We start from the raw sequence: 20,848 nt of genomic DNA, 5'->3' as shown, positions 1-20,848 counted from the left end.
ATATGAAACGACTTTTCCCCCTGTTCGGCCTTGTCGCCCTAACCGCCTGTGACCCGAGCGAAACGCTGACCAAATACGGCGGCGGCGACTACGCGTGGCGCCTTGTCGAAGTCGACGGAAAACCGGTGAATTTCCCCAACGAAATCAGTTTCGGCGCCCATGGTAGCGTCAACGGCAAAGGGCCGTGTTCTGAATTCTCCGCATCCCAATGGGCACCTTACCCGTGGTTTGAGTTCAAAGACGTTTCCGGATTACGACAGGAGACATGCGCCATGACGGCGCAAGAAGACACATACTTCGCAGATCTGGCTGAAATGCAGATCGTTGAAATCTCTGGCCCCAATATGGTGCTGAGCAACGAGGCCGGCCGCGAGATGGTCTTCGTCGGAATCACAGACGGCGGCTAAACACATCCACAAATCGCCCACGGGCCTCTGGCAGGGGGCGGTGGCCGAGTTCCGGCGCAAGCTTTTCGGACAGAAAATACCCTGTGGTTTGAAACGCCTGTGCGATCTCCGCGTCGGGGGCGTCCCCCTGACCAAGCATCACCGGCGGAAGAGGCAACAGACGGCTGGCCCAGTCCCCTGCCCCTTGAGCAGACACCGCACGGCCAGATTTCGGCGAGACATAGTCGAGGTGCTGGTTGGTGCCCTTCACCGCACAGGCCGAGAGATCGAGCCCGAATCCCATTTCATCAAGCAACGCCATTTCCCAACGCAAATAAGCCAACGGCCAAATGTCGTTTTGCCCCAGCAAATCAAGAAGCTGTTCAGAGCGTTGATAGAGATCGGCATGAATTTCCCGTTCCGGCAGACAGAAACTCAAAAGGGCCGTCACCGCGTTCAGCCCCGCCAACGCCAAACGGTCAGACAGCACCGTGGCGCGGGATCGGACGGGCTCAACCGTAAAGCTGCCGATGTGGTCTTCCAGCCGGGCGCGCCAACTGAGATCAAGCTGCTGTCCGGGTTGCAGGATGGGCGTCATTTTGCGACTTATCCCACCCCGCACAACACCGGCATGACGCCCGTGATTGGGGGTGAAAACCTCCAAAATCACAGATGTCTCGCCGTGTTTTCTGCTTGAGAGCACAAAGCCCTGATCGCGCCAGTCCATGTTTGATGTCCTTTCGCGCTATCCAAGCCCGTTAGGTCCATTTTTTCTAGAAGATTTTGGTGCCGCGGCTTCCTTCTGCGAAGAAAATCACTCCGATAGCCCCGGTTCATCCAGAAGGTGCCGCCCTTGGCGATCTTCGACCTCGATCACCCAAGCATCGGTGTCAAAACTGCGCTGTTTGGCCAGCGCGGCGTCTACATCGCGCTCATCGCCTTCCGACAGAACAAGCCAACGCCGCTCGCCGCTCATGAGATCAAAGGAGCGCTCAAACACCTTTGCTTGCCCATCCAGCGTGTTGAGCTTCACCAGCACGGCCCCGGCAGTATCATCCCCATGCGCCACAACGAAGGCGGGGATTTCATAGACCCGCAGCCGCGCCAGATAGGCCTGCACCCAAAACTCGGCCGTCAGGCGCATGATCAGGTATTGCCATCGCGGAAATCGAGACCCATCTCCGAGTAACGCTCTTTTTCCTCAAGCCAGTTCGGGCGAACTTTAACCTGCAAAAACAGATGGATACGACGCCCCATGAACTCTTCGAGCTCTTCACGTGCGGCTTTGGAGACCGCCTTGATGGTCTCGCCCTTATTGCCCAGAACGATGCCTTTGTGACCGTCACGCATGACATAAATCATCTGATCCACACGGGCGGATCCATCCTTGCGCTCTTCCCACTGCTCGGTCTCTACCGTCATCTGATACGGCAGTTCCTGATGCAGGCGCAGGGTCAGCTTTTCGCGGGTGATTTCGGCGGCGATCATGCGCATCGGCAGATCGGCAATCTGGTCTTCAGGATAAAGCCACGGGCCTTCCGGCAGTTCGCCAGCAATCCATTCTTTCAGATGGGCGCAGCCGTGGCCCTTTTCTGCAGAAATCATGAAGGTTTCGACAAAGTCATATCGCTCGTTCAGGTCTTTGGAGAGCGCCAGCAGGACTTCGGATTTCACACGGTCGATCTTGTTGATGGCCAGCGCGATCTTGCGGCCCTTGCCGATTTCTTCCAGCCCTTCAAGAATGGCCTCGACACCTTTTGTCACACCGCGATGGGCCTCGATCATCAAGACGATGATATCGGCATCCGCAGCCCCACCCCATGCGGCGGCGACCATGGCACGATCCAGGCGGCGACGCGGGCGGAAGAGGCCTGGCGTGTCGACAAAAACAATCTGGCTCTCGCCCTGAAGCGCCACACCACGGATGCGGGCGCGGGTGGTCTGAACCTTGTGGGTCACGATCGACACTTTGGCGCCAACCATCTGGTTGGTGAGCGTGGATTTGCCCGCGTTGGGCTCTCCGATCAGTGCGACGAATCCGGCGCGTGTGGTCATGGGGCATGCCTTTGTCTGGTTAAGGCGCGTGTGTAGCGGAAAATATTGGGTGGTTCCAGAGGGGGACAAGAAAGGCATTTGCAAATGCTATGAACAAACGCCTCGCAAAGCGTTTTTCCTCATCCCTTCTCCACCTCCGCCAGCATCGCCTTGGCAGCCGCCTGTTCCGCCTTGCGCTTGGAATTGTCTGTGGCCTCAGCAGCCATGCCGTTTTCCAGCTGCACGGATATCGTGAACACCGGCGCATGGTCGGGGCCTGAGCGTTTGACCATCTCGTATCTCGGTGGCGGAAGTTTGCGCGCCTGCGCCCATTCCTGAAGCGAGGTTTTGGGATCGCGGGCATCTGCCTCGACGCTTTGCACGCGACTGCCCCAAAGGCGCAGGATCATCGCCCGCGCGACGTCAAACCCCGCGTCGCGATAAACCGCGGCAATGACCGCCTCCATCGCATCGCCCAGCAGCGCCTGCTTGCGACGGCCGCCCGACATCATTTCCGAGCGCCCCAGCTTGAGCGCCGCACCAAGATCGATCTCGCGGGCCACGTCGGCACAGGCTTCTTTGCGCACAAGCGCATTGAACCGTGGTGCCAGCTGCCCTTCAGACGCGGATTTGTCATGTTCCAGCAGCGCTTCTGCCATCACAAGACCCAGCACGCGATCTCCGAGAAACTCGAGACGCTGGTTGTCCTGTCTGGTCGGCGAACTCATCGAGGAATGCGTCACAGCGCGCACCAAAAGCTCGGGGCGCGAAAACGAATGCCCCAAACGTGCCTCTAGGGCCTTGAGTTCGTTCGCAACTTTCACTCGATGGCCTTGAAGAAACGATCCCCCCGCCATGTCCAGAAGTAGAACATGGAACGTCCACCGGAGGAGAACATGATGCGGTCTGCGCGGCCGATCAGATTTTCATAGGGCACAAAACCCACGCCACGGCGGGCCGGGCCTACGCGGCTGTCGATCGAATTGTCGCGGTTGTCACCCATAAAGAAGTACTGACCCTCAGGCACCGTATAGATGCCCGTGTTGTCTTCGCTGCGGTTGCCGATATTGAGCACCGCATAGGATTTTCCATTGGGCAATGTCTCGATGGCGCGCGATTTGACACAAACGCCCCCCAAGCCGACCGGATCGTTTTCACAGGACGGCGGGCGACGTTCTGGTCCTTGCGGCTCTTTGAGTTCCTCAAAGACACCATCGGGCATCTGCTTGACCGGAACGCCATTGATGTAAGGCAGCCCCGCTTTGATCTGAACCTTGTCGCCAGGCATACCAATCAGGCGTTTGATGTAGTCCTGGCCAGACACCGGATGCCGGAAGACCACCACATCGCCACGTTCCGGTTCACCGCCGAACAAACGTGTGTTGTCACCGTCAAACCATCCGCAGATGTCTTTGGCGTCAATGTTGATGCCCAACCGCTGAATGCGGATCGACGGGCACGACGCATAGGAATAGCCATAGGTCATCTTGTTCACGAAGAGGAAATCTCCGATTAGCAATGTGTCTTTCATCGACCCCGAGGGGATCCAGAACGGTTGAAAGAACAGCGTGCGGAAAACACCCGCAATCAAAAGCGCATAGACAATGGTCTTGATGGTTTCAACGATGCCGTTGTCTTGCTTGGCTTTGTCGGCCATTTCGGGACTCTCCGCGTTAGGTCGGGGGTTACATGCGTCTGCGGGCGGGGCAAGTCAACCCGGCATGGCCGCGATGGGACGCGCTTCTATCACCACAAAGGCCTGTGCCCATGGATGATCGTCCGTCAGGGTGACGTGGATGATGGCCTCGTGACCCTCAGGCGTCATTTCCTGAAGCCGCTGCGCCGCCCATCCGGTAACGTGCATGATCGGCTGCCCGGTGCGCAGGTTGCTCACCGCCATGTCTTTCCAACTGATGCCCATGCGCAGACCTGTGCCCAACGCCTTGGAGCACGCCTCCTTGGCCGCCCAGCGTTTGGCATAGGTGCCAACCGTATCCAAACGGCGTTCGGCTTTGGCCTGTTCAATCTCGGTAAAGACACGGTTGCGAAACCGATCCCCGAAACGCTCCAGCGTCCCCGCGATGCGGTCAATATTCGCAAGATCCGTGCCGACACCGAGGATCATGGCCACATGGCCTGAATGTCGCCAGTCGCCTGACTAAGTGTGAACACCAGACGATGCGTCTCTGAGGTGCCTGTGTCCACGTCATAAAGCGATGCGTTGATGTCAAAAACCAGCCCCGCAGAAGGGTCATAGCTGGCGTTCAATGAAGAGAAGTCCAATCCCGCAAATCCGAGTCCTTCGTCAAGCGACAGGATACGACACTGTCGGCCGCCAACTTCGTCATAGGGGGGCGAAAGCACCAGCAAGTGAAAGGCCGCAGCCGCAGGCTCGATGGTGTCCAGCACAGCCAAGCGCACATCGCCATTAGCAAAACTGCGGCTGTTCTCTTCCCAAGGTTCGACTATGGCATCCGCACGCGCCGGCCAGTCACATTCAAAAGCCTGTTGCGCAACGGCCGGTCCGGCGCAAAGTGTGAACAGGCTCAATACGAAATACGAAAAGCGGCTCATAGATTTCATCCCAAAGATTTGTGGGATCAGAAAAGCCCAAAATCGCGGGAAAAGCGAGGTGAAATCCGATTGGGTTTCAGGAAGCAATCTCAAGGTCATAGACACGGATGCCTGCGGCCCCGCCGTCGCACATCGCAACCAGTCGCCCGCCCAATGCGATATGCTGTGGGTGCTCTGCATAGGCCCTTAGGGCCTCCGTATCTTCGGCATCAAACATAAAGCCAAATGGGTAATCCGGCGACTTGTTCTCAAAGTCTCGGTTGGGGCCCGCCACAAAATTGGAACAGCCCTCAAGCTCGTTGACCAATTCTTCAAGCTTGCCCAACACCACCTCCAGCGGGGCCTGTACCGCTGGCCGCAGGCTCAGCATGACAATATGGCGGATCACTGGCCGCGCCCCATGCGGTCCTTGGCCCGCAGCGTGGTTTTGACGCCCATCCAAAGAAACGCCACGTTGGACAGGTAAATCGCCATCACCATGAGACCGGCGATGATCAAAAGTCCGGGCAAACCGACAACCGCAAACTGACCCAGCACATTGCCGCCAGCAAACACGGACAGGCCAACAAAGACCACCGTGGCGATGATCAGATGCAAGACAGCAGCGACCGCAGTGAGCCGCAGACCGATTTTCCAATAGGCGCCCGCACTCGGCGGCACATCGGAGGTCCGCGCCACCTCTTGACCGATCACAAGGGCTGCAATGGCTGGCGGCAACCAGGTTTGCAGCCCTGGCGGCAAAGGAAACCCGATCAGGTTCAAACCCAACCCCACTGCCAAAAGGCCAAACACCGTCAAAACAAAGACAAGCGCATATTTGCGCAGGTTGATCTGTTGGTTCATCTCATCTCTCAATTCTCAAGTCTTGCCGTCAGGATCTTATAGCCGGCAAAACCAAAGAACCCCGCAAAGGCGAGGTCAAAGGCACGGCTGGCCCGGCGGTAGCCGCGCACAACCCGTTCTGACGAAAACAGAACAGCATAGCCGACAAAGACCAGGATTGAGCCCGCATAAAGCAAGCTGAAATATCCAAAAAGCGTGGCCGGTGTGGCCGTGGCCGGTGCAACGATCGCATAAATCGAAGCCCAGCTCAGGATGGCCTTGGGATTGGTAATATGGATCGCAGCGCCTTTGGCAAAAAGGGTGCGGAAACTGCCCTTAAACGGCGTCCCGACGGCCGCATTCTGGGGCGAAGCGGCGCGTTTCAGAGCCTTAATCGCCAGCCAGCCAAGATAGGCCGCGCCTGCATAGCGCAACAGCTCAAAGAGCCAGACATTTGCGAGCATCACCGCCGACAACCCCAAAGCCGCAGCGATGCCCCAGCTTGCCGAACCGGCAAGGATGCCGAGCGCGAAGGCTAAGGCAGGGCGTCGGCCTTCGCTCATCGCGGTGCCTGCGATGCCCATGGTGGCCGGCCCCGGAGACCCGCCCGCCATCAACCACGCAATCCAGATCGCGATAAACTCAGGCGTGATCACGCGCGCGCCTCATCCATGATGCGGCGCATTTCCTTGATGGCTGGATCCAGCCCCAGGAAGATCGACTCACCGATCAGGAAGTGGCCGATATTAAGCTCCATGACCTCCGGCAAAGCCGCGATAGGCGCAACGGTGTCGTAGGTCAGACCGTGGCCCGCATGAACCTCAAGCCCAAGGGAGTGGGCGAAGGCCGCCATCTCGGTCAGGCGCGCCAGTTCTGCGTCGCGCTCTTCAAAGCGACCCTCCGCGTGAAAATCGCAGTAGGCTCCGGTGTGCAATTCAATCACCTGCGCGCCAATACGGTTGGCAGCTTCGATCTGGGCCTGATCGGCCGCAATAAAGATCGACACGCGGCATCCAACGTCGCGCAATGGCGCAATGAAATGCGCCAGCTTGTTTTCCTCGCGCGCGACCTCAAGCCCGCCCTCGGTCGTCCGTTCCTCGCGCTTCTCCGGCACAATGCACACCGCATGCGGTTTGTGCCGCAAGGCGATTTGCTGCATCTCCTCAGTAGCCGCCATCTCAAAGTTCAGCGGCACCGTCAGCGCCTCCATAAGCGCATCGATATCCGCATCCGCGATGTGGCGACGGTCCTCACGCAAATGCGCGGTAATGCCGTCAGCTCCGGCTGCTTCGGCCAGTTTCGCTGCACGCACGGGGTCGGGATATTCAGAACCGCGTGCGTTCCGCACGGTGGCAACGTGGTCGATGTTCACACCAAGGCGCAGCATGGCATTTTCTCCTGTGATCGTTGGCCTGACACTACGGCGGGCGCGCTCAGAGGAAAACCGGTTTTTTTCAGGATTTCGGAGGGCCGTTTTGCGCCTGTTCTTCTTGCGTGCGGGCCACATGTTCCGCAGCGGCGGCGCGCACCTTCATGATCTTTTTCTGAATGCGCGCGGATCGGGATTTCTGATAGGCACGGATCACCGGCACCGACAGGTAGTAAGCAATCGTCGCCGCAAGGATCCCGGGGATGATGCCGCCAATCAAATAGGGATAGAACACCTCATCGTAAAAAATGCGCAGGCCATGCCAGTCGGCGACCTTGTCTGTGAACATAGCAAAAAAGTTGTGCCACAGATCGCCCCCTGCATCGGCAAACTTGCTTCCCAGCGTCTTGTGTTCACCTTCTTCAAACTCGGTCCCCAAAAGGAAATGGCCTGTTTTCAGAGACACAACCCCAATCGGCACATAGGTCAGCGGATTGCCAAAAAACGTTGCCAGCAAGGCGGCGAGAAGGTTGCCATTCAAGATGCGCGCGAGAACGGCGGCGACCACAAAGTGGAGCCCGTAAAAAGGCGTAAAGGTCGTAAACACGCCACACCAGACGCCGCGAGCGATGGTTTCCGGAGAGCCAGGTAGACGCCGCAGGCGGTGCTGAACATAGCGTGCAGCCCGCGTCCATCCACCGCGCGGATAGAAGAACTCCCCCAGAACCTGAAGGATTGGTCGTCTGTCGCGGCGCTTGAATACCACCTTCGGGGCGTCCTCGGTTGTCAGGTCCCGCTTGGTGCGCGTGCCTGCTCTGGGTTGCGATAGCGAGAGATCTCGGCCACGTCGTTCTCGGCTTGCAACGCCAACATGAGCGTATGCAGATGCTCCGCATCCGCAAGCTCCACGCCGACAAGCAACCGATAGAAATCAGGCTTGCGATCAACAAACTCTAGATTGGAGATATTGGCCTTGTTCTCTCCGATCAATGTGCAAATACGTCCCAGCACCCCGGCGTCATTGCCGATCGTCACCCAAAGGTTGACCTCAAAGATCGCTTTGAACTTGCCCGCCTGCCAATGCAGATCAAGCCAGCGATCCGGCTGATCTTCGTAGTTGGACAGGCTGTCGCAATCAATCGCATGCACGACAACGCCCTGCCCGCGATAGGTGATGCCGACAATCCGCTCCCCGGGCAAAGGCTGACAGCATTTGGCGCGCTGAAAACTCTGGTCCGCAGACAGGCCGATCACAGCCCGTTCCGGCGTGACTTCTTCGGTCTCATGCGGCGCGAGCTCAGGATAGACCGCCTGAACCACTTCGACACCGCTCAATTCTGCCGACCCAAGACGCGCCAGCAGTTCGTCCTTGTCCTTGAGCCGGAAATGTTTGACCGCCAGCCCCAGTGCTTTGTCCGTCGGCTTTTTGTTGACCTGCTCGAAAGCGGCCACTGCCAATTGCCCGCCCAGCTTGACATAGCGTTCCCGATCCAACTCGCGCAGCGCGCGGCGGATGGCCGTGCGGGCCTTGCCGGTGGTGGCAATATCAAGCCAAGTGGCCTGCGGCATCTGGCCTTCAGCGGTGATGATCTCCACGGATTGACCGTTTTTGACCCGCGTCCAAAGCGGCACGCGACGATGGTCAATCTTGGCCCCGACACAGGCATGTCCGATGCGCGTGTGAATCGCGTAGGCAAAATCAATCGGCGTGGCTCCGCGCGGCAGCTTCACAACTTCGCCCTTCGGGGTGAAGCAGAACACCTGATCCGAATACATCTCAAGCTTCACAGCTTCGAGGAAATCCTCGTGATCTTCTTCTGCGTCAAATTGTTCGGTCAGACCGGAAATCCATTTCACCGGATCGACGGCAAAAGGGTTTTCACCGCGCACACCGTCCTTATAGGACCAATGCGCCGCCACACCGGACTCGGCCACATCATGCATCTGCTGGGTGCGGATTTGCACCTCGACGCGGCGCCCGTTGCGGCCTGAAACCGTCGTGTGAATTGACCGGTAGCCGTTGGATTTCGGTTGGCTGATGTAATCCTTGAACCGCCCGGGCACCGCACGCCAGCGTTGGTGAATCACGCCAAGAACGCGGTAACAGTCCTGCTCGCTCTCGGTGATGATGCGGAACCCATAGATGTCGGACAGCCGCGAGAAACCCTGATCCTTTTCCTGCATCTTGCGCCAGATCGAGTACGGCTTTTTCGCGCGCCCCATGACGGCGGCTTTGATGCCGGCAGCTTCCAGTTCGGATTCCATGTCGCCGGTGGTGCGTTCGATCACATCGCCGGTTTCTTTCTGCAACGTGATAAAGCGGCGGATGATCGACGCCCGCCCCTCGGTGTTCAGCACTTTGAACGCGAGGTCTTCCAGCTCTTCGCGCATCCACTGCATACCCATGCGGCCCGCAAGGGGGGCATAAATATCCATTGTTTCGCGCGCTTTTTGCGCCTGCTTGTCAGGGCGCATCGCCTTGATCGTGCGCATATTGTGCAAACGGTCGGCAAGCTTGACCAGGATAACCCGCAGGTCTTTGGACATCGCCATGAACAGCTTGCGGAAATTTTCCGCCTGCTTGGTCTCGGTCGAACTGAGTTGCAGATTGGTCAACTTGGTGACGCCATCCACAAGGCCGGCAATCTCTTCGCCAAACTTCTCGACCACCACATCGTGTGACGCTTTGGTGTCCTCAATCGTGTCATGCAAAAGAGCAGTAATGATCGAGGCATCATCAAGATGCTGCTCGGCCAGAATACAGGCGACATCAATGGGGTGAGTGAAGTAGGGCTCGCCGGAGTGGCGGAACTGCCCTTCGTGCATCGCGCGGCCAAAGTCATAGGCCGCGCGGATCAACGCTTCGTTTGTACGGGGGTTGTAGGCGCGGACAAGCGCGACAAGATCATCTGCCGGAAAAAGGGCGACCTTGTCGTCTGTTTTGGCCATGCAACTTCCTTTAAGCCTCGCGGCTTAGCCCTGCCCTTGCGCTTCCATCAGCGCGCGCAGCAGCTTTTCTTCTGACATGTCGTCATCCGCCGGCGCGTCAGCTTCGGCACCCATCAACAGAGCCATTTTGTCTTCTTCGGGCTCGTCGACTTCGATCTGGCTCTGGTTGGCCTCGATCAGACGTTCGCGCAACTCGTCGGCAGTCTGGGTTTCTTCTGCAATCTCGCGCAGCGCCACAACGGGGTTTTTGTCGTTGTCACGGTCGAGCGTGATGGCCGCACCTGCGGACACTTCACGTGCGCGGTGGCTGGCAAGCATTACAAGTTCGAAGCGGTTCGGAACCTTGTCGACGCAATCTTCAACGGTTACGCGGGCCATACGGCACTCCATTTTACGGTCTGATCAGAAGTCGTGGTTCTATGCGGGATTCTCACCCGTGACAAGCGCGTTTCAAAGGCTTTTTAGCGCTTTCAGGTCCTCAACGGGCAATTGCGCGTGCAATTGCGCAACGGTTTTGTCCAACAACGGGTGTTTCCAGTGTGGCGCAATGTCCATGAGAGGCCCCAGAACAAACGCCCTGTCCTGTAGCCTTGGATGCGGAAGAATCAGTTGATCAGGCGTCGCGCGCACCTGTTCGCGCATAGGAAGGTCACGCCATGACCGTTGGATGTCCGCATCCGGAAGCACCACATCGGCATAGGCCAGCAGATCAATATCCAGCGTTCGCATGCCCCAACGCGTGTCCCGTTCCCGGCCAAACTTGGCCTCGATCTCATGCAATCGCGCCAGCAATGCCGACGGCGTCAACGAACTCCCGATCACGGCGGCGGCATTCACATAATCCGGTCCAGCACCGGCAGGAAAACAAGGGGTTTCGAAGAATCGGCTCACCGAGAGGAGAGTTGTTTCCCCCGCATTCAACCACCGCAGCGCGCCAGACAGTGTCTCAATGGGCGATCCAATCTGTGACGGCAGGTTCCCGCCGAGCGCTAAGATTATGTTTTTATTCACTTTTCCACCGCTTCTTGCCAGACCTATACCAAAGAGACAGGGCCTGTCCTTGATGCTGCCGGAAATATCACTACCCTTATAGCACTGTCACGGACGTTCAACATTTCACTCACGGGACATTCCACGCGTGACAGCTCAGAAAGGACATTTTGATGTTTTACAAAGACGAACGGCTGGCGCTGTTCATAGACGGGTCGAATCTCTATGCCGCAGCCAAGGCGTTGGGTTTTGACATCGACTACAAACTGTTGCGTGCCGAGTTCATGCGTCGCGGTAAGTTGCTGCGCGCGTTTTACTACACCGCTTTGTTGGAGAATGATGAATATTCTCCGATCCGCCCTCTAGTGGACTGGTTGCATTACAACGGGTTCACGATGGTCACTAAGGCGGCCAAAGAATACACCGATAGCCAGGGCCGCCGTAAGGTCAAAGGCAACATGGACATCGAGCTGGCGGTTAACGCTATGGAGCTCGCGCCGCATGTCGATCACATCGTGCTGTTTTCCGGAGATGGGGATTTCCGGCCGCTCGTTGAAAGCCTGCAGCGTCAGGGTGTGCGCGTGTCTGTTGTCTCGACGATCCGCAGCCAGCCACCGATGATTTCTGATGAACTGCGCCGTCAGGCGGACAACTTCATCGAACTCGACGGCCTACGTGAAGTGATCGGCCGCCCGCCACGCGATCCGATGCCCGAGCGTGAGCGCGAAGAAGAATACACTGCAAAGTGATCTGAAAACCGGGACCCAAAGGTCCCGGTTTTTTCTTGTCGGCGCGACCAATTCGGCAAAGATTATCCGCCAATACTGTTGTGACGCTCGATGATCTCGTCCGGCCACGTGCTTTTGATAAATCCAAGCACCTCGCGGATGTCCCGATCGCTTAGGCTCTCCCCGAAACCTGGCATATCGCTTTCATAGCCTTGCCCGACAACGGCGGCCGTGCCCAAAGTGGTGATCGCGATCAGCGTGTCGTCGGAATGATGCCATGTGTGCCCCGAGGCATCATGCGGCGGTGCTGGCATTCTGCCGCTGGCCTTTTGCTGACGCCAGTTGTCTTCGCCTTCCAACGCCGCCCCGTGGCAAGACGCACAATTCTCCGCATAAAGGGCCTGCCCGCGTGCGACGCTGGCGGCATCATTGTAGGGTAACCCTTCGGTCTGCGTGCCACCCTGCATTGCCCAGACCGCCCCGACCACCAGCGCCACTCCGCACCCGATTGCTATGATCCACCGCATTTTTGCTCCTTTTGTCTCAGTGTGGACCCGCGCTACCAAGTTCCAGCGCTGGAAGGTCAAGCAGATGGGTCACACCTGCCGCTCAACTTTCCGTGCACACCTTTGCTGTCCTCCGGACAGGCTGGACCCGAGCGGCGCAAACCCTTACCTGTGGAGCGCGTTCGGGAGAGACATATGACCAAGCCACCACTTCACATTCACCTTGCCGCCCCGCGCGGGTTTTGCGCTGGCGTTGACCGCGCCATCAAGATCGTTGAAATGGCCCTGACCAAATGGGGCGCTCCGGTCTATGTCCGCCACGAAATCGTGCACAACAAATTCGTTGTCGACGGCCTGCGCGACAAAGGGGCCGTGTTTGTCGAAGAACTGGACGAATGCCCCGATGATCGTCCGGTGATCTTCTCGGCCCACGGTGTTGCCAAGGTGGTGCCGGCCGAGGCCCAACGGCGCAACATGATCTATGTAGACGCCACCTGCCCTCTGGTGAGCAAGGTACATATCGAGGCAGAGCGCCACTCCGACAACGGGCTTCAAATCATCATGATCGGCCACGAAGGCCACCCGGAAACCATCGGCACCATGGGGCAATTGCCGGACGGCGAGGTTTTGCTGGTCGAAACCGAGGTCGACGTGGCCACCGTCGATGTGCGCGACCCTGACAAGCTGGCCTTTGTCACCCAGACCACGCTTAGCGTGGATGACACCAAAGGCATCGTTGCGGCGCTGAACGCGCGGTTCCCCAATATCGTCGGCCCACACAAAGAAGACATCTGCTACGCCACAACCAATCGGCAGGAAGCGGTCAAAGAGGTCGCACCCAAGGTCGACGCCATGCTGGTGGTCGGCGCACCGAACTCGTCCAATTCCAAACGTCTGGTGGAGGTCGGCGCCAAAAACGGCTGCGACTACAGCCAGCTGGTGCAACGCGCAGGCGATATCGACTGGCGCGCGCTTGAGGGTATCGCCTCGCTTGGCATCACCGCCGGTGCCAGCGCACCCGAAGTGCTTGTGAATGAGGTCATCGACGCCTTTCGCGATCGGTTTGATGTGACCGTCGACATCGTGGAAACCGCCGTTGAGCGGGTGAATTTCAAGGTGCCGCGCGTCCTGCGCGACGTAGAGCTATGATACGCATTCCCACCGCCCCGCTCGCCCTTGGCCTTGCTGGCCTGATCCCCTTTGTCTGGGGCGCTTTGACCGTTCTGAACCCCGACTTGCAGAATTGGGGTGTCACCACCTTGGGGCCGCGTTTTGTTGGACCCTATATCCAGCTGTTTTATGGCTCGGTGATCCTCAGCTTCATGTCCGGCGTGCTCTGGGGCTTTGCCACCAAGACAAGCGGCGCACGCGCTGCCGTGGGATATGCGCTCTCGGTCATTCCCGCGCTTTGGGCGTTTTTCATGACCGGCGGTGGCCCCGTCAGCGCGGGCACAAATCTGATGTTCGGTTTTGCTGGCCTTCTGTTGCTGGACTACGCGTTTTTCCAATGGGGCCTGACCCCGCCTTGGTGGATGCGCCTGCGGTTGATTTTGACCGCTGTCGTCGTAACCTGCCTTGCAGTTGGAGTTGTCTACTAACCCCCGAAGGGAGGGCCGAAGTGATTTCTTTGCAATTTCTACTGACCGCATTTGTTGTGGTCATCGCGCCAGGCACCGGCGTGATCTACACGCTGGCAATGGGCTTGGGTCAAGGCCCTCGCGCTGCCCTTTGGGCCGCTTTGGGCTGTACCTTCGGAATTCTACCGCACCTAATGGCCGCCACCCTTGGCCTTGCCGCCGTCCTGCACACCTCCGCTGTTCTGTTTAACGTGGTGAAATTCGCCGGTGTCGCCTACCTACTCTACCTCGCCTATCAGGCTCTGCGCAGCGACGGCGCGCTTGCCGTAAAGGCCGAACGCACCGCGCAGGCCGGATTCGTGATCGCGCGACGCGGGGCTTTGATCAATATTCTCAACCCGAAACTCTCGGTGTTCTTCCTCGCGCTTCTACCGCCGTTCCTAAGCGGCACGCCTGCCACCGCAACTCTTGAAATGGCCCTTTTGGGCGGCATCTTCATGGCCATGACATTCGCGGTCTTTGTGATCTACGGCCTCTTTGCCGCCAAGGCGCGCGATCTTTTGCTTGGCAGTGAACGCGTCATGCGCTGGCTCAACCGTAGCTTTGCCGCGATCTTTGTTGCGCTTGCGGGGCGCTTGGCAATGGAGCGGGCATGAGCGATCGTGAAACCATGGAGGTCTATGCAAAGGCCGCAGGCGAATACGCCGAAAAATTTGCCCGTATTGACGACATCGACGTGGATCAGTTCAGCGATCTCAAAGCGCTTTTTGCCTTGCTGCCCGACGGTGGTCTGGTGCTGGACTACGGCTGTGGCCCCGGCCAATGGGCCGCGAAAATCCGCGATGCCGGCTACGCGGTTGAGGCCGTGGACGCCTCTCCCGAAATGGCAGATCTGGCCAAGGCCGCGTTTGACCTCGACGTAACCGTCGGCACATTCGAAACACTGGACGCGGTGGCAAAATATGATGGCATCTGGGCCAACTTTTCGCTGCTGCATGCACCCAAATCAGAGTTTCCCGCGCATCTGAGGCGCATCAAAACGGCTCTGAAACCTCAGGGAGCGTTGCATCTGGGCCTTAAACTCGGCTCGGGCGAAGCCCGCGACCACCTTGGCCGGTTCTACAGCTACTACCAACCGGACGAACTCATGGAACTGCTTGAAAACGCCGGATTTACCGTCACCCGCCAACGGACCGGCAGCGGCAAAGGTTTGGCTGGCACCGAGGACACATTTGTCATACTCACCGCCCATGGCTGACTTATTTGCATATACCGATGGCGCTTGCTCTGGAAACCCCGGCCCAGGTGGCTGGGGCACCCTGATGCAGGCCAAAGACGGCGACACCGTGATCAAAGAGCGCACGCTCAACGGCGGCGCGGCAGAGACCACCAACAACAAGATGGAATTGATGGCTGCCATCATGGCGCTGGAAACGCTGGAGCGCCCATCAAAAATCACGGTTGTGACCGACAGCTCTTATGTCAAAGACGGGGTCACTGGCTGGATCCACGGCTGGAAGCGCAACGGGTGGAAAACCGCGGCCAAAAAGCCGGTCAAGAACGTTGAACTCTGGCAACGGCTGGACGCGGCACAGGCGCGCCATGACGTGACATGGGAATGGGTCAAAGGCCACGCTGGCCATCCCGAAAACGAGCGCGCCGATGAACTGGCGCGCGACGGCATGGCACCCTTCAAGACAAAAAAGTAAGGCGCAGGGGCTCCCCGCGCCCGCACTTATCCTGACTTGCGAAGCGCCTCTGTGTCGGGCGCGCTGTCATTGACTGCATCGACGTTTCCGCGGGCCTCAAGCTTGGCAAGAAACATCTTGGTAGGACGCTGACGGCGCGCCTTTTGCGCCATGCGCTGCGCCCAGTCGATCGCCGCCAAATGGTGCTTCTTCAGAGCCTCATCCTTAAGCAGTTCCGCTTTCACTTCCAGTGCGGCGTCAAAATGTGTTGCCAGACGGGTGTCTTCTGTCTGGTTCTGATCAAACTTGGCCCAGTAAGGCAGCTGTAGCTTGCCGTTCACATGATTGGCCCGCCCTCGACGCTGCTTGTTCAGGAAACTGTCCTGAGACCGCAGGGCATAGTGGTTCAATTGCGCCACGTCATACCCAAAACCCTTGTCGATATGCAGCGCGCCTCTGACCTGCCGGTCATCCAGACGCGTGCCGTCGGGCGTCACCCAATTGATGTCGGCGGCCTCTGGTTCAACAAACGGGCGGTGGACACCCATTCGGTTGAATTTCTCATTGTTGCGAAACAGCGTCTTGAAGAAACGATGCGGGCGTTTGTCCGCAGGCGGCACTTCCGGCTCGGCCTTGGTGAACTGTTGCGGCACAGGCATGTCGCTGATCTCTTCGATCCCCGCATTTCCAAAGATACGCCAGACCAGCGAAATCGCATCCGCGTCGGGATGACGTTCAATCAGCGCCTTAAACGTCCCGTCGCCGACTCCGATTTGCAGGAACTCATCGACGTCCACCACAAGAATATAATCCGCGTCGCGCACACAAGGCTCATGCTGTGCCCACATCAAAGCGCTCTTGTGTGGGCCGCGCTTCATCACCCGGTTGAACCGGTGGTGCACTTCGCCCATGCGATTGAGGTTGCGCAGGATCAAGTCGGTCTGATCGCTGCAATCGTTTGTAAACACTACGATATCCGTTGCGCCCAGCGCTTTGTAATGCGCCACCCAGTCGAGAATGTAAGCACCCTCGTCTTTCATGGTGGTGACGACGGTCACTTTGGGCGCAGCGGAGTCGCTGCCAAATCCGAAGAAAGCCACTATCTCTGCCTTTTGCTCGTGGGCAGCTCTTTGCGGCCACCCTAGTTTTGCCGGCAAGGTAGCAAGCAGGCAGGGTAGACGTCTACATTTTTAATTGAATCAAGGGCTTTCGCGGCCTCTGTGCCACAGCGGCCTTAACGCCGAAAATGCGTGGGCACGATGATCAACGCCCCTACAGAGGACACAATCGCATTCATACCCGGACTGCCAAAACCGATGTGAAACATCCGGCTCACCATGAAAAACAGGAAGGCCCCGCCAATACAAATGATGATCGAAGGAATATAGCCGTTGTGGGTAAACCCAGAACGCTCGGCAGCATAGCCGATGATGCCTGCGATGATCACGGTGCCGAAAAAGGCAAAAAACATAGGCGTTTCCTCAGAGAGATTGGCCAGCCGAAAGCGGAAAGCCCCGCAAAAAGATATCTGCATCTTGCGCGCCCTTGCCTGCCCGTTGCAAGCGCAGAAGCTGCACAGCGCCCAGACCGCAGGCAACCGTCAACGCGTCATCCAGAACCGTGCCCGCAGCCCCTTGCCCCTCGGCCAGCTGCGAGGCCAGCAGCTTCACCCGCTGCCCATCGATCTCGGTCCAGGCTCCGGGAAATGGCGACAGACCTCGGATTTTCCGGTCCACGTCTTCTGCAGGCGCGGACCAGTCGATCTTGGCCTCCGATTTGTCGATCTTCTCGGCATAGGTTACACCCGCGTCGGGCTGCGGCTCCCGCTCCAACGCAGGCAGTTGCGCCAAGGCATCGACAATCGCGTCTGAGCCCAGCACCGACAGGCGGTCGTGCAACTCTGCCGTGGTCTCTGTCGCGCCAATCGCAATCTCGCGCCGCAACAGCACGTCGCCGGTGTCCAGCCCCGCGTCCATCTGCATGATGCACACGCCGGTTTCCGCATCACCCGCCATGATCGCCCGATGGATCGGCGCGGCACCACGCCAACGCGGCAGAAGGCTCGCGTGAATGTTCAGACAGCCGTGTTTGGGCGCATCCAGAATGGCCTGCGGCAGGATCAGCCCATAGGCCACAACCACACCGATATCCGCGTTCAGCGCCGCAAACTCCGCTTGTGCCTCGGCATTGCGCAGCGACACAGGGTGGCGCACCTCAAGCCCCAATTCTTCGGCCCGCGCGTGCACCGGCGTCGGGCGGTCCTTCTTGCCACGTCCCGCAGGGCGCGGCGGCTGGCAATAGACGGCGGCGATCTCATGGCCCGCGTCAATCAGCGCCTCCAGAACCGGCACCGAAAACTCGGGCGTTCCCATAAAAACGATACGCATGTGGCTCTCCTGTCTGCGGCGCCTCAGCGCTGTTTGCGGGCCTTTTTGATCAACATATCCCGCTTGGTTTTGCTGAGATGGTCGAAATACATCTTGCCGTTGATGTGATCGATCTGATGCTGCACCGAGGTCGCCCAGAGCCCGACAAAGTCTTTCTCTACCGTCTCGCCATTCTCATCCATATAGCGCACGGTCACCGCACGCGGGCGGCTGATCTTGGCGGAAACTCCCACAAGGTTGGGGCTGGCCTCTTCATGGTCGCGCAACTGCACCGACGCATGCAGGATTTCAGGGTTCGCCATGCGGATCGCCTGATTGCCCTCCTCGGTGGCATCCACCACCGCAAGGCGCAGCATGACGCCAATCTGGTTGGCCCCCATGCCGACACCGGGCATGGCATACATGGTCTCGATCAGATCGTCCCAGACCTGCCGCACCTCATCGGTGATCTCAGCCACAGGCTCGGCAGCGGTACGCAGACGTTTATCGGGCCATGGGATGCAACGGCGAACGGTCATTTGGGGTTATATCCTTCAAGCAGGGTTGCGCGGCTATCGGCATCAAGATGGTCCAGCGTTACCACACCGTCCAGATGATCCATCTCATGCTGGATACAGCGGGCGGCAAATCCATCGAAATCGCCGGACTGTGCGACGCCATTTTCATCGCGCCACGTCACGGCAATCTCCGTTGGCCGCACCACCGGCACCATCAAGTCGGGAATGGAGAGGCAAACTTCGTCCATCGAGGCCACCGTGTCGTTTTTGGATGTGATCACCGGATCAACAAAAACCATCGGTGTGCGCGGGCCCTCTTTCCATGTCACGTCCATCACAAACAGGCGGCGCAGATCACCGACCTGCGGCCCCGCCAATCCACGTCCCGGCGCGGCATACATGGTGTCCAGCATCTTGCCCGCCAGTTCGCGAATGTCCGCATCTCCGACGTTGGCGCAGACGGTGGACAGCCGGTCATCCGGCCACCAAACTATGGGCAGAACGCTCATCCCCGCGCCATCTCGCGCTTCATCTTCTGGGACTTGCGGGTCATCATCTGGCGTTTCATCGGACCAAGATAATCTATGAACAACTTGCCGTTCAGATGGTCGATCTCGTGCTGCACGCAGGTCGCCCACAAACCGTCAAAGTCTTTTTCTTGCGGGTTGCCGTCCATATCGATCCAGCCGACACGCACCTCTTTGGGGCGGGTGACCTCTGCATATTGCTCAGGAATCGACAAACAGCCTTCTTCATAGACGTTGGTGTCATCAGAGCTGCCCAGAACCTCGGGATTGAACATCACCATCGGCTCAGGTTCGCCTTCTTTGACGCAATCCATCACGATCAACCGGTCCAACACGCCAATCTGCGGCGCAGCCAGCCCAATGCCCGGCGCGTCATACATGGTTTCAAGCATATCCTCGGCCAGCGTGCGCAATTCATCGCTCAAGTCGGCAACCGGCGCGCAGACCTTTTTCAGGCGGGGATCGGGGTGGATCAGGATTTGACGTTTCATGGCCTCCATCTATGACAGCATTGCATTTGACGCAACGGGGTTGCGCATGCCCGCCAATCAGGTAGCGTCACCGCGTTCATTTCCAGCAAAGGACCCACTCAAATGAGCTTTGACGAGATCATCGACCGCTTTGGCACCCATTCCGTGAAATGGGACATGATGGAGCCGATCTATGGCGTGCCAGCCAAGGACGGGATTGCCATGTGGGTGGCCGATATGGATTTCCGCCCGCCGCAATGCGTGTCGGACGCTCTGGTCAAGATGAACGACATGGGCGTTTACGGCTATTACGGCGACGATGCCGCCTATCTGGATGCCATCCGCTGGTGGATGAAAGAGCGCCATGGCTGGTCCGTCGAACGCAATGAGATTTTCACCACGCATGGCCTCGTGAACGGTACCGCCATGTGCGTGGATGCCTTCACCAAGGCGGGCGACGGTGTGGTTCTGATGACGCCGGTTTATCACGCCTTTGCCAAGGTCATCAAAGCCGCTGGCCGCGAGGTGGTCGAATGCCAGCTGGCGCAGAACGATGGCCGCTACGAGATGGATTTTGACGCTTGGGATGCGCAGATGAAGGGACATGAAACCATGTTCATCCTCTGCTCGCCCCACAACCCCGGCGGCCGCGTCTGGACCCGCGACGAGCTGCAAGGCGTTGCGGACTTCTGCAAACGCCACGACCTCATTCTGGTGAGCGACGAGATCCACCACGATCTGGTCTTCGCGGGCAATACGCATATCCCGATGGCCAATGTGGACGCGTCCATCATGAACCGTCTGGTGATGATGACCGCCACCACCAAGACCTTCAACATCGCTGGCAGCCATTCCGGCAACGTGATCATCCCTGATCCTGATCTTCGCGCCAATTTCGCTGGCCGCATGGCGGCTCTGGGCCTCTCGCCCAACAGCTTTGGCCTCTTCATGGCAGAGGCCGCCTACTCGCCTGAGGGGGCTGCGTGGGTGGATGATCTGGTGGTCTATCTGGACGGCAACCGAAAACTGCTGGATACGGCCATAGCCAACATTCCGGGGCTGGCGTCGATGGAGCTGGAAGCGACCTACCTCAGCTGGGTCGATTTCTCCGGTACCGGAATGGCGCGCGAGGAATTCACCAAGCGCGTCGAGCAAGGTGCCCGCATCGCCGTGAACCACGGCCCGACCTTTGGCACGGGTGGCGAAAACTACCTCCGCTTCAACATCGCCACCCCGCGCGCACGGGTGCAAGAAGCCTGTGAACGACTGGCAGACGCGTTTTCTGATTTGCAGTAAAGGTCATGGCCCGGAATCAAGGCGCTCAGCGCCGCCGGGCCAGCCCCC

30 protein-coding genes are annotated in these 20,848 nt (G+C 58.6%); 8 read left to right on the top strand and 22 right to left on the bottom strand.

Annotation, left to right across the window (positions count from 1 at the left end; all coding sequences use genetic code 11):
* The first annotated feature begins 2 nt into the window (after nt 1-2).
* Nucleotides 3-407, top strand: coding sequence for an META domain-containing protein (locus BM069_RS09880; protein ID WP_093323334.1), 405 nt, complete (start codon nt 3-5; stop codon nt 405-407).
* On the opposite strand, the gene recO is transcribed toward BM069_RS09880, so the two are convergent.
* From recO to folK, 15 genes are all read right to left on the bottom strand, one after another.
* Nucleotides 391-1,113: a DNA repair protein RecO gene (recO, locus tag BM069_RS09875; protein WP_093323332.1), complete on the bottom strand. Its 723-nt coding sequence runs from the start codon at nt 1,111-1,113 to the stop codon at nt 391-393. The two genes, BM069_RS09880 and recO, sit on opposite strands and share 17 nt — an antisense overlap.
* A gap of 87 nt (nt 1,114-1,200) precedes the next feature.
* Complete coding sequence (locus BM069_RS09870; protein ID WP_093323330.1) at nt 1,201-1,533, bottom strand: DUF1491 family protein; 333 nt, start codon at nt 1,531-1,533, stop codon at nt 1,201-1,203.
* Entirely contained in the window at nt 1,533-2,441 is a 909-nt protein-coding gene (gene era / locus BM069_RS09865) for a GTPase Era (protein ID WP_093323328.1), read from the bottom strand. The genes BM069_RS09870 and era overlap by 1 nt, the downstream gene beginning before the upstream one ends.
* Nucleotides 2,442-2,560: 119 nt before the next feature.
* Entirely contained in the window at nt 2,561-3,244 is a 684-nt protein-coding gene (gene rnc / locus BM069_RS09860; RefSeq protein ID WP_093323326.1) for a ribonuclease III, read from the bottom strand.
* Nucleotides 3,241-4,077: a signal peptidase I gene (gene lepB / locus BM069_RS09855; protein WP_093323325.1), complete on the bottom strand. Its 837-nt coding sequence runs from the start codon at nt 4,075-4,077 to the stop codon at nt 3,241-3,243. The genes rnc and lepB overlap by 4 nt, the downstream gene beginning before the upstream one ends.
* A 54-nt stretch (nt 4,078-4,131) precedes the next feature.
* Nucleotides 4,132-4,545: a holo-ACP synthase gene (acpS, locus tag BM069_RS09850; protein WP_093323323.1), complete on the bottom strand. Its 414-nt coding sequence runs from the start codon at nt 4,543-4,545 to the stop codon at nt 4,132-4,134.
* Nucleotides 4,542-4,994 carry a hypothetical protein gene (locus tag BM069_RS09845; RefSeq protein WP_139216175.1) on the bottom strand — a complete coding sequence of 151 codons (453 nt, stop codon included), beginning with the start codon at nt 4,992-4,994 and terminating at the stop codon, nt 4,542-4,544. The genes acpS and BM069_RS09845 overlap by 4 nt, the downstream gene beginning before the upstream one ends.
* A 76-nt stretch (nt 4,995-5,070) precedes the next feature.
* Nucleotides 5,071-5,382, bottom strand: coding sequence for a Dabb family protein (locus tag BM069_RS09840; protein ID WP_093323319.1), 312 nt, complete (start codon nt 5,380-5,382; stop codon nt 5,071-5,073).
* Nucleotides 5,379-5,837, bottom strand: coding sequence for an ABZJ_00895 family protein (locus BM069_RS09835; RefSeq protein ID WP_093323318.1), 459 nt, complete (start codon nt 5,835-5,837; stop codon nt 5,379-5,381). Before BM069_RS09835 ends, BM069_RS09840 begins: the two co-directional genes overlap by 4 nt.
* An 8-nt stretch (nt 5,838-5,845) precedes the next feature.
* Nucleotides 5,846-6,472, bottom strand: a complete 627-nt coding sequence (locus tag BM069_RS09830; protein WP_093323316.1) for a LysE family translocator — start codon at nt 6,470-6,472, stop codon at nt 5,846-5,848.
* The gene (locus BM069_RS09825; protein ID WP_093323315.1) at nt 6,469-7,203 is read right to left on the bottom strand and encodes a pyridoxine 5'-phosphate synthase; all 735 of its coding nucleotides are present in this window, start codon (nt 7,201-7,203) and stop codon (nt 6,469-6,471) included. Before BM069_RS09825 ends, BM069_RS09830 begins: the two co-directional genes overlap by 4 nt.
* A gap of 67 nt (nt 7,204-7,270) precedes the next feature.
* On the bottom strand, nt 7,271-7,951 hold the full coding sequence (locus BM069_RS09820; protein WP_093323313.1) for a DUF2062 domain-containing protein: 681 nt from the start codon (nt 7,949-7,951) through the stop codon (nt 7,271-7,273).
* 20 nt (nt 7,952-7,971) lie between these two features.
* Nucleotides 7,972-10,134: a RelA/SpoT family protein gene (locus BM069_RS09815; protein WP_093323312.1), complete on the bottom strand. Its 2,163-nt coding sequence runs from the start codon at nt 10,132-10,134 to the stop codon at nt 7,972-7,974.
* A gap of 24 nt (nt 10,135-10,158) precedes the next feature.
* Nucleotides 10,159-10,512 carry a DNA-directed RNA polymerase subunit omega gene (gene rpoZ, locus BM069_RS09810; protein WP_093323310.1) on the bottom strand — a complete coding sequence of 118 codons (354 nt, stop codon included), beginning with the start codon at nt 10,510-10,512 and terminating at the stop codon, nt 10,159-10,161.
* Between the two features lie 72 nt (nt 10,513-10,584).
* The gene (folK, locus tag BM069_RS09805) at nt 10,585-11,145 is read right to left on the bottom strand and encodes a 2-amino-4-hydroxy-6-hydroxymethyldihydropteridine diphosphokinase (protein ID WP_093323309.1); all 561 of its coding nucleotides are present in this window, start codon (nt 11,143-11,145) and stop codon (nt 10,585-10,587) included.
* A 152-nt stretch (nt 11,146-11,297) separates the two neighbouring features.
* Here folK and BM069_RS09800 point away from each other — a divergent pair, with 152 nt between their 5' ends.
* The gene (locus BM069_RS09800; protein WP_093323307.1) at nt 11,298-11,873 is read left to right on the top strand and encodes a LabA-like NYN domain-containing protein; all 576 of its coding nucleotides are present in this window, start codon (nt 11,298-11,300) and stop codon (nt 11,871-11,873) included.
* A gap of 62 nt (nt 11,874-11,935) precedes the next feature.
* Here BM069_RS09800 and BM069_RS09795 read toward each other — a convergent pair whose 3' ends face one another.
* Nucleotides 11,936-12,379, bottom strand: a complete 444-nt coding sequence (locus BM069_RS09795; RefSeq protein ID WP_093323306.1) for a c-type cytochrome — start codon at nt 12,377-12,379, stop codon at nt 11,936-11,938.
* A 174-nt stretch (nt 12,380-12,553) separates the two neighbouring features.
* On the opposite strand from BM069_RS09795, the gene ispH reads away from it, so the two are divergent.
* From ispH to rnhA, 5 genes are read left to right on the top strand one after another with little or no spacing between them, the layout of a single operon-like run.
* A complete protein-coding gene (ispH, locus tag BM069_RS09790) occupies nt 12,554-13,507 on the top strand; it encodes a 4-hydroxy-3-methylbut-2-enyl diphosphate reductase (RefSeq protein ID WP_093323304.1) in 954 nt (317 codons plus the stop codon).
* Entirely contained in the window at nt 13,504-13,956 is a 453-nt protein-coding gene (locus BM069_RS09785) for a DUF3429 domain-containing protein (RefSeq protein ID WP_093323303.1), read from the top strand. Before ispH ends, BM069_RS09785 begins: the two co-directional genes overlap by 4 nt.
* Nucleotides 13,957-13,976: 20 nt before the next feature.
* Nucleotides 13,977-14,591 (top strand): LysE family translocator, encoded by a 615-nt coding sequence (locus tag BM069_RS09780; protein ID WP_093323301.1) that lies wholly within the window; start codon nt 13,977-13,979, stop codon nt 14,589-14,591.
* Nucleotides 14,588-15,193, top strand: coding sequence for a class I SAM-dependent methyltransferase (locus tag BM069_RS09775; RefSeq protein WP_093323300.1), 606 nt, complete (start codon nt 14,588-14,590; stop codon nt 15,191-15,193). Before BM069_RS09780 ends, BM069_RS09775 begins: the two co-directional genes overlap by 4 nt.
* Nucleotides 15,186-15,644, top strand: a complete 459-nt coding sequence (rnhA, locus tag BM069_RS09770) for a ribonuclease HI (protein ID WP_093323298.1) — start codon at nt 15,186-15,188, stop codon at nt 15,642-15,644. The genes BM069_RS09775 and rnhA overlap by 8 nt, the downstream gene beginning before the upstream one ends.
* Before the next feature lie 26 nt (nt 15,645-15,670).
* Here rnhA and BM069_RS09765 read toward each other — a convergent pair whose 3' ends face one another.
* The 6 genes from BM069_RS09765 to def (BM069_RS09740) form a co-directional block, all read right to left on the bottom strand.
* Nucleotides 15,671-16,723, bottom strand: a complete 1,053-nt coding sequence (locus tag BM069_RS09765) for a glycosyltransferase family 2 protein (protein WP_093323297.1) — start codon at nt 16,721-16,723, stop codon at nt 15,671-15,673.
* 134 nt (nt 16,724-16,857) lie between these two features.
* Nucleotides 16,858-17,094 carry a hypothetical protein gene (locus BM069_RS09760; protein ID WP_093323296.1) on the bottom strand — a complete coding sequence of 79 codons (237 nt, stop codon included), beginning with the start codon at nt 17,092-17,094 and terminating at the stop codon, nt 16,858-16,860.
* A 10-nt stretch (nt 17,095-17,104) separates the two neighbouring features.
* Nucleotides 17,105-18,010 (bottom strand): methionyl-tRNA formyltransferase, encoded by a 906-nt coding sequence (gene fmt / locus BM069_RS09755; protein ID WP_093323295.1) that lies wholly within the window; start codon nt 18,008-18,010, stop codon nt 17,105-17,107.
* A gap of 23 nt (nt 18,011-18,033) precedes the next feature.
* The gene (gene def, locus BM069_RS09750) at nt 18,034-18,528 is read right to left on the bottom strand and encodes a peptide deformylase (RefSeq protein WP_093323293.1); all 495 of its coding nucleotides are present in this window, start codon (nt 18,526-18,528) and stop codon (nt 18,034-18,036) included.
* Nucleotides 18,525-19,016 (bottom strand): peptide deformylase, encoded by a 492-nt coding sequence (gene def / locus BM069_RS09745; RefSeq protein ID WP_093323292.1) that lies wholly within the window; start codon nt 19,014-19,016, stop codon nt 18,525-18,527. The genes def (BM069_RS09750) and def (BM069_RS09745) overlap by 4 nt, the downstream gene beginning before the upstream one ends.
* Complete coding sequence (def, locus tag BM069_RS09740) at nt 19,013-19,525, bottom strand: peptide deformylase (RefSeq protein WP_093323574.1); 513 nt, start codon at nt 19,523-19,525, stop codon at nt 19,013-19,015. Before def (BM069_RS09740) ends, def (BM069_RS09745) begins: the two co-directional genes overlap by 4 nt.
* Nucleotides 19,526-19,627: 102 nt before the next feature.
* On the opposite strand from def (BM069_RS09740), the gene BM069_RS09735 reads away from it, so the two are divergent.
* Nucleotides 19,628-20,800, top strand: a complete 1,173-nt coding sequence (locus BM069_RS09735) for a MalY/PatB family protein (protein WP_093323290.1) — start codon at nt 19,628-19,630, stop codon at nt 20,798-20,800.
* The last annotated feature ends 48 nt before the right edge of the window (nt 20,801-20,848 follow it).

Origin of the sequence: Shimia haliotis, assembly GCF_900114415.1 — a bacterium.
Classification (GTDB): Bacteria; Pseudomonadota; Alphaproteobacteria; order Rhodobacterales; family Rhodobacteraceae; genus Shimia; species Shimia haliotis.
The sequence above is the reverse complement of the archived record's forward strand: the minus strand, read 5'-3'. Positions and strand labels throughout refer to the sequence as shown.